Origin of the sequence: Streptomyces sp. NPDC093071 (genome assembly GCF_044754545.1) — a bacterium.
In the GTDB taxonomy this organism is placed as follows: Bacteria; Actinomycetota; Actinomycetes; order Streptomycetales; family Streptomycetaceae; genus Streptomyces.
The window spans coordinates 246,990-258,839 of the sequence record NZ_JBIVPH010000007.1 but is presented as its reverse complement, the minus strand read 5'-3'; the positions used below and the strand labels follow the sequence as shown (position 1 = coordinate 258,839).

At 70.7% G+C, this 11,850-nt stretch carries 10 protein-coding genes and 3 pseudogenes; 6 read left to right on the top strand and 7 right to left on the bottom strand.

Annotated elements, in window-relative coordinates; genetic code table 11:
- The first annotated feature begins 35 nt into the window (after nt 1–35).
- A complete protein-coding gene (locus ACIQD7_RS25705; RefSeq protein ID WP_121828559.1) occupies nt 36–497 on the top strand; it encodes an Lrp/AsnC family transcriptional regulator in 462 nt (153 codons plus the stop codon).
- 144 nt (nt 498–641) lie between these two features.
- Here the strand turns inward: ACIQD7_RS25705 and ACIQD7_RS25700 are convergent, their stop codons facing one another.
- A complete protein-coding gene (locus ACIQD7_RS25700) occupies nt 642–1,865 on the bottom strand; it encodes a S8 family peptidase (protein ID WP_402444570.1) in 1,224 nt (407 codons plus the stop codon).
- Nucleotides 1,866–2,251: 386 nt separating this feature from the next.
- Between ACIQD7_RS25700 and ACIQD7_RS25695 the strand changes: the two genes are divergently transcribed.
- The 3 genes and pseudogenes from ACIQD7_RS25695 to ACIQD7_RS25685 all read left to right on the top strand — a co-directional run bounded on the left by ACIQD7_RS25695 (nt 2,252) and on the right by ACIQD7_RS25685 (nt 5,339).
- On the top strand, nt 2,252–3,622 hold the full coding sequence (locus ACIQD7_RS25695) for a tetratricopeptide repeat protein (RefSeq protein ID WP_402444600.1): 1,371 nt from the start codon (nt 2,252–2,254) through the stop codon (nt 3,620–3,622).
- Nucleotides 3,623–3,771: 149 nt separating this feature from the next.
- Nucleotides 3,772–4,275 (top strand): MarR family winged helix-turn-helix transcriptional regulator, encoded by a 504-nt coding sequence (locus ACIQD7_RS25690; RefSeq protein WP_402444568.1) that lies wholly within the window; start codon nt 3,772–3,774, stop codon nt 4,273–4,275.
- 61 nt (nt 4,276–4,336) lie between these two features.
- Nucleotides 4,337–5,339: pseudogene (locus tag ACIQD7_RS25685) on the top strand (IS701 family transposase).
- Between the two features lie 58 nt (nt 5,340–5,397).
- On the opposite strand, the pseudogene ACIQD7_RS25680 reads toward ACIQD7_RS25685, so the two are convergent.
- Both ACIQD7_RS25680 and ACIQD7_RS25675 read right to left on the bottom strand, forming a co-directional pair.
- Nucleotides 5,398–5,766: pseudogene (locus ACIQD7_RS25680) on the bottom strand (transposase); the annotation flags it as partial.
- Nucleotides 5,767–6,041: 275 nt separating this feature from the next.
- A complete protein-coding gene (locus tag ACIQD7_RS25675; protein WP_402444566.1) occupies nt 6,042–6,449 on the bottom strand; it encodes a hypothetical protein in 408 nt (135 codons plus the stop codon).
- Between ACIQD7_RS25675 and ACIQD7_RS25670 the strand changes: the two genes are divergently transcribed.
- Nucleotides 6,427–6,924, top strand: coding sequence for a CPCC family cysteine-rich protein (locus ACIQD7_RS25670; RefSeq protein ID WP_402444565.1), 498 nt, complete (start codon nt 6,427–6,429; stop codon nt 6,922–6,924). The two genes, ACIQD7_RS25675 and ACIQD7_RS25670, sit on opposite strands and share 23 nt — an antisense overlap.
- 31 nt (nt 6,925–6,955) lie before the next feature.
- On the opposite strand, the pseudogene ACIQD7_RS25665 reads toward ACIQD7_RS25670, so the two are convergent.
- Together ACIQD7_RS25665 and ACIQD7_RS25660 are read right to left on the bottom strand one after the other, a co-directional pair.
- Nucleotides 6,956–8,036, bottom strand: a pseudogene (locus ACIQD7_RS25665) (transposase); the annotation flags it as partial.
- Between the two features lie 190 nt (nt 8,037–8,226).
- Nucleotides 8,227–8,997: an alpha/beta fold hydrolase gene (locus ACIQD7_RS25660; RefSeq protein ID WP_402444563.1), complete on the bottom strand. Its 771-nt coding sequence runs from the start codon at nt 8,995–8,997 to the stop codon at nt 8,227–8,229.
- Between the two features lie 190 nt (nt 8,998–9,187).
- On the opposite strand from ACIQD7_RS25660, the gene ACIQD7_RS25655 reads away from it, so the two are divergent.
- Entirely contained in the window at nt 9,188–9,625 is a 438-nt protein-coding gene (locus ACIQD7_RS25655) for a nitroreductase family deazaflavin-dependent oxidoreductase (RefSeq protein ID WP_402444562.1), read from the top strand.
- A gap of 61 nt (nt 9,626–9,686) precedes the next feature.
- Here ACIQD7_RS25655 and ACIQD7_RS25650 read toward each other — a convergent pair whose 3' ends face one another.
- Both ACIQD7_RS25650 and ACIQD7_RS25645 read right to left on the bottom strand, forming a co-directional pair.
- Nucleotides 9,687–10,823, bottom strand: a complete 1,137-nt coding sequence (locus ACIQD7_RS25650; RefSeq protein ID WP_402444560.1) for an ABC transporter substrate-binding protein — start codon at nt 10,821–10,823, stop codon at nt 9,687–9,689.
- Nucleotides 10,824–10,893: 70 nt separating this feature from the next.
- The gene (locus tag ACIQD7_RS25645) at nt 10,894–11,844 is read right to left on the bottom strand and encodes a DMT family transporter (RefSeq protein WP_402444558.1); all 951 of its coding nucleotides are present in this window, start codon (nt 11,842–11,844) and stop codon (nt 10,894–10,896) included.
- Between the last annotated feature and the right edge of the window lie 6 nt (nt 11,845–11,850).

The window sequence follows — 11,850 nt, the reverse complement described above, 5'->3', positions numbered from 1 at the left end:
CTGTTCGGCCGTGGATCCGCCGGTAATCTGGGCGGATGACCGAGACTCTCGACGCGACGGACTGGGCGATCCTGACGGAGCTCCAGCGGGACGGCCGGGTCGCCTACACGGAGCTGGCCCGGCGGGTGAACCTGAGCGCGTCCGCGACTAAGGAGCGGGTGCGGCGCCTGGAGGAGACCGGGGTGATCACGGGGTACCGGGCGGAGGTGGATCCGGAGCGGGTCGGGTACGGGGTGCTCGCGGTGGTGCGGCTGAAGTACCCGGGCACCCGGCACGAGCCGCTGCGACGGCTGCTCGGGGAGCGCCGGGAGGTCCTGGAGTGCCTGCGGACGACCGGGGACGACTGCTACGTCCTGAAGGTGGCGGCGACGTCGATGGGCCATCTGGAGGAACTCGTCGACGCGCTGGCCGACTTCGGCAGCACGACGACGAACCTCGTCTTCAGCCGCACGCTGTCCCTCCGGGGCCCGAGCGAGCCCGGCCCCCGCGGGCGCTGAGCGGGGCGTCCCGGGCGTTCCGGACGCGGAACCGTCCCGGAGGCGCCGGCTGCCTCCGGGACGGTTCTCTGCGCTGCGGTGCGACGGGTCGCGTGGCGGGCCCGTGTGACGGGCCGCGTGACGGGCCGTGTTACGGAGCCGGGGTTACGGGACGATCCGCAGGAGGCGGTTCGGGGAGCCGCTGCCCGGGCTGGTGACCTTGTTGGGCGTGGCGCCGTTGACCAGGGCCGTGGCGACCTGGGCCGGGGTGGCGGAGGGGTGCCCGGCGAGGTAGATAGCGGCGGCGCCCGCCACGTGCGGGGCGGCCATCGAGGTGCCCGAGATGGTGTTGGTGGCGCTGTCGCCGGTGTGCCAGCCCGCCGTGATGGACACGCCGGGGGCGAAGAGGTCGAGGACCGAGCCGTAGTTGGACCAGCTGGACTTGGCGTCGTTGTTGCCGGTGGCGCCGACCGTGAGGGCCTCCGTGACGCGGGCGGGCGACGAGGAGGAGGCGTTGGCCCCGGAGTTGCCGGCCGCGACGGCGTAGGTGATGCCATCGGCGATGGACCTCCTCACCGCGTTGTCGAGGGTGGTGGAGGCGCCGCCGCCGAGGGAGAGGTTGGCCACGGCCGGGACCCCGGCGGTGTGGTGCGAGGTGACCCAGTCGATGCCCGCGATGACGCCGGCGGTGGTGCCGGAGCCATTGTTGTCGAGGACGCGGACGGCGACGACCTTCGCCTTCTTGGCCACGCCGTAGGTGGTTCCGGCGACGGTCGTGGCGACGTGGGTGCCGTGCCCGTTGCCGTCCTGGGCCACCGTGTCGCCCTGGACCGCGTCGTAGCCGTTCACGGCGCGCCCGGCGAGCTCGGAGTGGCTGATGCGGACGCCGGTGTCGATGACGTAGGCCGTGACGCCGGCGCCCGCGCTGTCGGGGTAGGTGTAGGTGCCGGAGAGCGGCAGGTTCGCCTGGTCGATGCGGTCCAGGCCCCAGGGGGCGTTGTTCTGCGTCGCGTCGGAGCGGACCACCTGGTTCTGCTCGACGGAGGCGACGGACGGGTCGGCGGCGAGGCGGCGGGCCGCCGTCGCGTCGAGGGTGGCCGTGTAGCCGTTGAGGGCGGAGCCGAACGTCTTGCGGACGGTGCCGCCATAGGCGGATATCAGCTTCCGGCCCTTGTCCGAGCCGGCCTTGAAGCCCGCGCCCTGCTTCAGGGTGACGATGTAGCTGCCGGGGACGGCGTCGGCCGATCCCGCCGCGAGGACGGTGCCCTCGGCCGGGGCGGCCGGAGCGGCCTGGGCCGGGACGGCGGCGAAGGTGCCGAGCAGGGCGGCCGCGGTCGCGGCGGAGGCCGTCACGGCGAAGCGGGTCTTGGTGCTCTTCGGGAGTGCCATTGCGAGGGAGTCCTCCTCGTCGGCGTCGTGCCCGGGGGTGGGGGCGGCACGACTGTGGGGGATGCACGTGGGACCACGTACACGGCCGGGAACCGGTGTGTCCGGCCTCGGCGTGATCAGCAGCCTGGCGGCTCCACGGGCGTGACTCAAGGAAGTTGACGGCTTGTCATGCATCCGCCACATGCCCGCAATCGAACCCCCTCGGAACCCCTCTGAGGTGGCCTGATCAGGTGTGCGGGTGGCCGGAATCCCGACCCGCCTAGGTTTTGCCACCACAAGCCATGCATCAGGCCGAGAGCGAGATACGAAGACCGCTACCTCGCCGGCAGCCCATTCAGACGACCGGCCGACTGTCAGTGACTCGTTCTACGCTTTCAGCCGTGAACATGGATGATCTTTCATGGCAGGTCGGCAACTGTGGTGGCCTGCCTCCCCGAAAAGTGGATCTCCTGCTGGAGCGCGGTCACCTGGACCTGGTGATTCGGGCAGCGGAAGAACGCGCTGAGTGGTTTTGCGCGGAGCGCGCGGCTCAGGAGCTGTGCCTGAGGGGCGCGTTCGGTCGAGCCATCGAGGTGGTCGAGCCGTTTGCGGCTCTCGGGTGGCGACCGGCCCTCTGGGCGAAGGCGAACGTTCTGTTGCGGGCGGGCAGGACGAACGAGGCCCTGGATCTGGTCCGTCCTGACGAGGAGGAGCGCACCTCGGAGTACGCGTGCCGGGACTTTGCCGAGCTGCTCGTCAGGGCAGGGCATGTCGACGAGGCAGTCGATCTGCTCGTGCCGCGTCTTGGGGGGTGGTGGATCCGGTCAGTACTGGTGGAGATCACCGAGGGCCAGGGCCGCGACGAGCGGGTGCTGGAGTTGATCACCCCACACGCCGAGACCGCGCGGCAGGCCCTCGAGAAGAACCGTTGGGCTTCCGACGACGAGGAAGCCCTGGTGCTCCAGGCCCGGATGCTGGAACGCATGAACCGCACCGACGAGGCGATAAGCGTCCTCGGCGCGGACATCGCCGCGAAACGCTACGGCACCCAGAACACCCTGACCGCCTACGCCGAACTGCTGTCACGCCACGGCCGGCTGGACGCCCTGCGCGAGCTGGCCACCGGAGAGCACGCCCACACCGTCCTGGACATCTTCGCCGGCGCCCTCCGCGACCGCGGCCGGGCCGACGAGGCCGAGACGGTGATGCGAGAGGCCATCGCCGCTGACGATTGGGTCGGGTATCGGGCCTGGCTCTCCGTGACCCTGTTGCGGGATGGCCGGTTGGACGACGCAATCGCCGTGGCCGAACCCGGTTTCAGCTGGTACGACTGCTCCAACCTCCTGGCCCCACTCGTCCATCCGCTTTTCGACCGACCCGAAGAACTGCTCCACCTTCTGGATCACCCCCTGACCGTTCCCCATTACGGTCACGAGGAGTTTCGGTACTGGTGGAGGGCCTTCGCCCTCGCCGGTCTCGGTCGCGTCGAGGAAGCGATCGCCGCGGTCGAGGCCCACCCGGACCCGTTCAACGACCCTCGGCTCGTCAGAGCCGAACTGCTCAGTACCGCCGGCCACCTCGCGCAAGCCGAGGCGGAACTGCGGGATCTGGGTACTGTCAAAGCACGTGAGGATCTGTTCGAGGTCCTCGTCGAGCAAGGGCGAGCGGCCGAGGCGGTCACCGCCCATCCCACCGTCACCGAGCAGCGTGCCGCCAGGGCGAAGACCGCACCCGTCCCCCTACGGGAGGACGGGTACTCCGCGAAACCCCCCTTTTAGCAATCCAGTTCGGTTTTGTGATCTATCCACCGACTGGGCGGGCGAGCGGTCATCGGGGCACCGCGTCGGGCCGTGGCCTGGCGGCACGCGAGGCTGCGACGGCCCCATTCCGATGGTTCGGCGCGCCGGGGGAATGTAGCGTCGCGATCATGGAATTACCGATCGGAACCACCACCGACCAGGCGCCGGCGGACCCGGCCGTCACCGAAGACATGCTGGCCACCCAGCCGGTCGGCTACTGGTGTGGCCTGATCCATACGACCGTCACCCGGCATCTGCGTGACGCCATGGCCAAGATCGACGTCACGCAGCCGCAGTACTGGGTGCTCAACCGCGTGAACGGCGGGCCCACGGCGCCGAGCCGTGAAGAGGTCGTCGCGCAGCTGACGCACCTTGCCGACGGCCCTCACGAGATCGCCAGGGTCGTCGACCAGTTGCTCCACCGCGCATGGCTCCGGATCGACGATGGGCAGTGCCTGCACCTCACGGATGCCGGAGAGGCCGCCAGAGCGCGGCTCCGTGAGCTGGCGGCCGAGGTACGTGCCGTAGTCCACCAGGGCATCAGCGACGAGGAGTACGTGGCCGCGCTCAAGGTGCTGCGCAAGATGGTGGCCAATGTCGAAGGTGACGGGACTCCTGGTAATCCGTCCTGATTTCGCGGTCTCGTGACGGACCCGGCTGGGAGCGGATGCGGCCATCGCGTGATCGTCGAGGATTGTGTGGACTCCTGAAGATCGTGCGGTGGCCGCGGGCCGGTTCGGCCGAGTCGAGCCCCGGGCGACCGCCCGCGCCTGCCTGCTCGGGCCGATGCAGCGCCTGCTGCGAAGCGCGCACTGGGACGCTGATTCCGTCCGCGACGAAGCCCACGCCTACGCAGGCGACCGCCTCGGCAGCGACGGTGGCGTACTGATCGTCGGCAAGACCGGCTTCATGGAGAAAGGGCGACCCTCGGCGGGGTACAGCGGCAGTAAACCGGCACCGCCGGCCGCGTCGAGAACAGCCAGGTCGGCGTTTCCCGCGCCTACTCAACCAACCGGGGGCGGGTGCTGATCGACCACCGGCTCTACCTGCCTGAGCATTCCTGGTGCGCTGATCCCGAGCGTCGTCAGGCTGCCGGGATACCCGACGAGGTGCGGTTCGCGACCAAGCACCGCCTGGTTTAGGAGATAATCAACGCCGCGCTGGACGCCGGGGTGGAGGCACCGTGGGGGACCGGAGACGAAGCCTACGGGCAGGACCCGCAGCTTCGTGCCGCACTGGAAGCACGCGGGACCGGGTCCGTTCTGGCCGTCGCCTGCTCCACCCGGGTAAGGATCAACCACGGTCACACGCCGATTCGTGCGGATACAGTCGCGGGCCGCCTGCCCAGAGCTGCCTGGCACCGGCAAAGCGCCGACAACGGCGCGAGAGACCCGCGCTACTACGACTGGACCTGGATCCACCCCGACACCGCCGACTGCTGATCCGCCACAACCCCACCACGAGGGAACCCGCCTTCTACCTGTGCCGGTCACCCACCGCAGCATCCCTGGCCGAACTCGTCCGCGTGGCCGGCACCCGCTGGAGCGTCGAAGAGTGCTTCCAGTCCGCCAAGGGACAAGTCGACCTGGACCACTACCAGGTGAGGCACTGGACAGCATGGCACCGGAACGTCGTGCTCGCCACGTTCGCGCTGGCCTTCCTGGCCGCCGTCACCATCGGCATAGCCCCCGCCTAGGCAGCCGAACCGCGTCACCACACCCGGGGCGACACCCTGATCTTGCTGACCGTCCCGGTTCGCTGTCGGAGGGCAGCGGCCGGTGGGCGGCCACGTCGGCGCGGAGGATGTTGGCCAGGACACGGGCGTCGGCCGCGTCCGACTTGACTCGGGCGACGCTGCTGCGGTCCCGGTAGCGCGCAGTGGCCAGCGGATTGATCGCGTAGGCCTTCCGCCCGGCAACCAGCAGGCCGCGCGGAGTCTCGATTGCCACTGGTATGAGCTCCTCCGGGTCGTCGCCGTGGTGGGCCAGCAGCTCCAGCAAGGCGTTTAAGCCGGCGCTGTCGTCACTGATCCCCAGCTTCGCCACCTGGGTGCCGTCCTGGTAGACCAGCGCAATGTCGTGGTGGTTCTTGGCCCAGTCGATGCCGCAGAAGACCTCGCTCAACCTCGGTCTGCCGGAGAACTCCGGGCTCGCGAACTACTGAGGGGTCGGCCCCTGCCTGCGGGCTGGGGACATGAGATCCTGGCTGGATGCAATGCCGCCGGGCGGGGCGCGGTCTTGCTGAAGGGATCACGTCCCTGGATCCACCTTGGGCCTCCGCCCGACGGCGTAACGAAGAGGAGCCGGTCTGACCTGAGGGACCACAGTCCCGGAAGGACGGCAGGCTTCCACCTCATCCAGTACCCCCTTGTACTTCCGTACTCGGGCACACTGCTGAGCTATTGCTCGGGCAGAGCCGTGTTCTGATCGGTGCGCAGCATTACGCCCAGGTCGGGTTCGAAGTCCTCATCGGGCGGTGCCGGCCGGTGGAAACGCTCGGTGCGCGGAATGGTGACTTCCACCAGCCGGCCCTTCTGGAACATCCACGGCCCGAAGCAGTCGTCGTCCTGGTCGCGAAGCAGAACCTGCACCGTGTGCGGCTGCGGCAGCGAGTCCAGGCGCCTGAGCAGGCCCTGTCGGCCACGCATTTTATCGAACTCCAGGGCCCATCCGAACTCGTAGCCCCAGTGCCCCGCTATCAGGACGAAGCGACCTCGCCACGTGCGTTCCGGATCGTCCTGGGTCAGCGGTTCCATCACCTTGTCCGACCAGCGGGCGAGTACGATGACCTCGGCGTCTCTACTCATGCCGGAGCATGACCGCATCCACCTGATCCACCGCAACCAAATTCCTCAACCGGCCGACGCAGGCAAGGACAGGCGGATTGGCGACGAGCTCTCAGCTCGCCATTTGACCTCTGCTGTTGTTACGAGCGGCTGTGATCACGCAATGTCGGCGGGTACTGGTATCTGTCATCTGGTGACCAGCGAAGACAGCGCCCCCGCTCCCCAGTGGTTCAACATCGTTCTCGGCCCTGAGAACGGTCCCTACGCATGTCCCTGCTGTGGCTACCTGACCCTGGAGGCCCGTGGCGCTCACGAGATATGCACGGTGTGCTACTGGGAGGACGACGGCCAGGACGAGCACGATGATGATGTTGTCCGAGGAGGCCCGAACCAATCGCTCAGTCTTGTTCAGGCACAACGCAACTTCGAAGAGACGAGTGCGTGCGATCCAAGATGGGTCAAGTACGTCCGGGCTCCGTTTCCCGAAGAGCAGTAACACGGTTACTCAGCCCGCGACACATCTGGGCAACGAGCCAGGTCCAGCGGTCGGCCGCGGCAGAGTCTCGAAGCTTGGGTGGAGTCCAGCCGAGGGTCTGCTCGAACAGGCGGAATGTGTGCTCGATATCGAAGCGGCGGAGGAAGGACTGCCAGCATCGGTCGATGTCGGCTTCGGTGGCGCCGGTGCGCGACCACCACAACCAGACTGGCTTGTTGACCCCGCCGCTGGGCAGCTTCTGAACGACCAGGCGGATGACGGTGCCCTCGATGAGAGGCAGAGGTCCGCCATGGTCGAGCCAGGCGGCCCGGCGGGGCAGCCGCGGGTGCAACCGGTCCCACGCCTGAGCGGTCGCCTTCCCGTAGAGCCGAGTGTCCGTGGTCGTCACGGCCTGCTCGGTGCCCCGGGTTGCGGAGTCACCGAATACGAACTCGCCGCCATGCTTGGGTGGCCGGCCGCCTTTGGGGTTGGCCAGGTGGAACTCTTCGCGGGAGGGTGTCGTGCGCCGCATTACCCGGTCTGAACGGAGTCGGCCAAGGACTTCGACGGGCAGGTCACCCAGCAGGGGGGCAACGCGCGGAGCGTCGTATCCGGCGTCCAGCACCACCAGGGCCTCCGGGTCCCCCGGCCGCCACTGGCCTGCGGCGACAAGCCGCTCGATGACCTGACGGATCTGCGTAGTGGTCACCGCGGCGACGTCGGCACCAGGCTCCAGCCGGACCGCATCCGGCACCGCCGTCCAGGACGTGCGGCCGGTCTCCAGTGCGGCCACCACCGAGTACGGCCACCCGGGCACCGTCTGATGCTTGCCCTCACCCCGGCCGAACGTGTGACAAAAGACCCGGTCAGCACACGTGTTGGCGTCCGGTCGCAGCCAGGGCGAGACATCCACCGCCAGCACGAGCCGACCGTCCGCCATACGTGGCAACGGCACCCCAGCCGGAGCACGACATAGTCGGGCCACGTCGATCCGGCCCTGGTTGAGCCCGCCGCACCGGCCCGTCCGTGCACAGCAGCGCGTCGCATAACTCGAACAACGCGTCGCCCCGCGCTGTCAGACACGTGTACAGCTCCGACCGGAAGTGTGACACTTCCGCGAACGCACCCCGCAGGACGCCTGCCGCACCAAACTCACGACCACGGCCTTCGCGCTGATCCACTCTGTAACGGAGCACAGGATCAGACGGGGACCGTCTACATATCCGCTGAACTGCCAAAACACCGACCGAGTTCGAGCCATGTTCGCCGCCAGTCGTTAAACGACAAGCTCAACGCCGGCGAGCACGACCTGTCGGACGGCCCTCAGCCCTCCGGAGTGCCCGTCAGGGAGCGGGCGAGCGCCGTGGCGAAGCCGTCCGGGTTGTCCAGCATCAGGTTGTGTCCCGCGCCGGGCACCTCGATCACCGGGACGCCGAACGCGGCGGCCCGCTCCGCGGCGGCGTCCGGCAGGCTCGCCTCCCCGACGAGGAACGTGCGGGGCGCCGCGAGCCCGGCCAGCAGGTCCCCCGGGGCGGGCGTGCTCCCCTCGACGAGCGCCACCGCGCTGCGGTGGACGGCCAGCGGGTCGGCGAGGCGCAGCCGGGCGGCGTAGTCGGCGCGCCCGGCGAGGGCGAGCATCCGGGAGAACCCCCTCGTCACGAACGCCTCCTCGCTCTGGGCGGCCACCGGCGAGCTGAACGCGCCCCCGCCCGCGTACAGGTTGGGCTCCGCCACCACGAGCCGGGCGACCAGATCGGGGCGGGCCGCCGCCAGGTGGATCGCCACGGCGCCGCCCATCGAGTGCCCGACGAGGTCCACCCCGGCCACGCCGAGGTGGTCGAGGACGGCGGCCACCACGGCCGCCTGGGACTCCATCCGGTAGTCGAAGTCCGCGGGCCGGTCGCTCAGTCCGTGGCCGAGGAGGTCCACCAGGAGCGCCCGGCCCCCGCCGAGCGCTGGATGGGTGGCGATGTGGGCGAAGTCGGAGGCGGCCGTGCACCCGAGGCCGTGGACGAAGACCCGTACGGGCCCTTCGCCCGGCAGGTCGATCCACCGGACGTACGCCCGCTCCCCGGTCAGGAACAACTCCCGCATACCGCTCTCCCCTTGCCGTGCCGCCGCCGTACCGCTCTCGTACCGCTGTCGTACTCCTGTCGGGCGCCACCCTACGAGCCGGTACCGACAACGCCCGCCGGAGCGGCCTGCCGCCGCGCGCGCGGACGGTCGGATAGCGTCGGGCCCGGCGCCGCGCCGGCGCCGCCGGACGCCATCCGAAAGGACACACATGCCCCTCGAAGGTGAGTACGAGCCCAGCCCGGAGGCGTGGGTACGGAACCAGGTCGAGCTCTACGAGTCCTCCGGGGGCACGAAGGGCACCACCCTGCGCGGGATGCCCGTGGTCCTGGTGACCAACCGGGGCGCGAAGAGCGGCAAGCTCCGCAAGACCCCGCTGATGCGCGTCGAGCACGACGGGGCGTACGCGCTGGTGGCGTCGAACGGCGGCGCCGTCAAGCACCCCGTCTGGTACCACAACCTCGTCGCCTCGCCGCGGGTCGAGCTGCGCGACGGCACCGAGGTGTGGGACATGGAGGCGCGCGTCGTCACCGGCGAGGAGCGCCGGGAGTGGTGGGACCGGGCCGTCGCCGCCTTCCCGGACTACGCCGACTACCAGCGCAAGGCGGACCGGGAGATCCCGGTGTTCGTGGTGGAGCGCACCGGCTGATCGGCCGGTCGGCGGGAGGGCCCGGGCCGGTGTCGGCCCGGGCCCTTCCCTGTGCGTCCGCTCAGCCGGTGCGAAGGATCCGGAAGCGGCCGGGCTCCGCCGGGTCCCGGTCGGCGATCTGGACCGGTGCCCAGGTCCACTGCCGGACGCCGATGCCCGGCGCGCGGGAGAACCGGATCGTCCCCCGGGTGCCCTCGACCTCCACGTCCGGCCACGACGCGGCGACGGCCGCCCGGTCCGTGCCGTGGGAACGCAGGGCCGCGGCGAGGACGGTGACGGTGTCCCAGCCCTCGAAGGCGACGAAGGAGGGCGCTTCGCCAAGCCGTTCGCGTAGTTCCTTCCCGACCCGTTCGCCGAGCGGGCCGAGGTGCTCGGGCAGGTAGCGCAGGAACGGGATCCCGGCGCCGTCTCCGCCCAGGGCCTCGGCCCATTCCGCGAACTCCGGCTGTCCGGCCGGAGCGCCGATCAGGACGTCCGCGAGCCGCCGGTCCCCCCGGACGGCCCGGACGATCGGCACCGCGGGTTCCGGGTGGCCGACGAGGAGGAGGAGCGCCGTCGCGCCGTGCTCGACGAGCGCGTCGCACAGGGCCTCGGGGGTGAGCGCGTTCGCGTCCAGTTCGACGACGCTTCCGCCGAAGGGAGCGAGGCGGTCCCGCAGGATCCGGGCCCCGGAGGCCCAGTAGACGCTCGGCTGGGTCGCCACGGCGATCCGCTGCCGGCCCGCGCCGAGGAGGAAGTCCGCGTAGAGCCGCCAGCCGTGGGACTGGGCCGGGGCCAGGCGCGCGACCCACTCCGTCGGTTCCCCGGTGAGCCCGTCGAGCACGGCGGATGAACAGAGGAACGGCAGGCCGAGGGTGTCGGCCCGGGCGGCGGCGGCCCGGGCGACGACGCTGTGATATTCCCCCGCCACGGCGGTCACGCCCAGACCGGCCAGTTCGTCCACGGCCGCCGCGGCCCGCTCCGGGTCGGCCGCGGTGTCCCGGACCAGGAGCTCCAGCGGTCTGCCGTCGATCCCGCCGGTCTCGTTGACCTCGCGGACGGCCAGGTCGAGCCCCGCGAGCAGGTGCCGGCCCGCATCGGCCCAGCCGGGTCGCGTCAGCGGGACGAGGGCGCCCAGCCGGACGGACGCCCCGTCCGGGTGCTCCGCCCCGGACGGCGACGGTGACGTGCTCGGCGGCGTGTTCGGTCGTGGGTTCATCGGGCGGCGTCTCCCCTGGGGATGGTCACGCCGGACATTCGATCCGCCGCCCTCGTCGGCGGGCAACCGATTATCCGTCCGCCGGACCGCCGGGCTTCACCGCCGCTCGCCTCCTCCCCGGGACCCGGCCGCCCGCCTCCGTACCGAGGCCAGGTCCCCCACCCCCGGTCACCCGGGTCAGGCCCACCCCCAGCAGGACGACCGCCATGCCCGTCACCGTCCGTACGGTCAGCGGCTCGTCGAGGACGAGGGCGCCCAGGGCCACGGAGACCACCGGCAGCAGATAGCCGACCGTCGCGGCGCTGGTGGGGCCCTCCTCCGCGATCATGCGGTAGTTCAGGTGGAAGGTGACCCCGGTCGCGAGGACGCCGAGGACGACGACGGCGACCACCCCGGTCCAGGTCACCGCCGCCGGACCGCCGACGGCCGGGGCGGGCGCGCTCAGGGCGGTCGCCGCCAGGAGCTGCGCGGCGGAGAGGGCCAGGGGCGCGGTGCCCCGGCCGGTGAGACGGCGGGCCATGTACGCGAAGGCCACCGCGTAGCTCGCGGACGCGCCGAGCAGCGCGAGCGCGCCCGCGCCCAGGAGGCCGGAGTCCGCGCTCCAGGGCGCGAAGATCAGCAGGACGCCGCCGAAGCCGAGGACGAGGCCGCCGAGCCGGGCGGCGCGGAGCGGGCGTTCGGTGCCCAGGCCCAGGCCGACGAGGAGGGACCAGAGCGGGGTGGTGGCGTTCAGGACGCCCGCCACCCCGCTGTCGACGGTCTGTTCGCCGATCGAGAAGAGCAGGAACGGCAGCGCGTTGCAGAAGAAGGCGGCGACGGCGAGGCGTCCCCAGGTGCCCCGGTCCCGCGGCAGCCGCTGCCCGGACCCGTACGCGAGCGCCAGGAGCACCGCCGCGCCGAGGAGGCACCGTACGAAGGTGATCCACCCGGGGGTGAGGCCCTCGTCGAGGGAGATCTTGATCCAGAGGAAGCCCGAGCCCCAGAGCAGGGCGAGGACGCCCATGCGTATCACCGATGTCATGGCTCC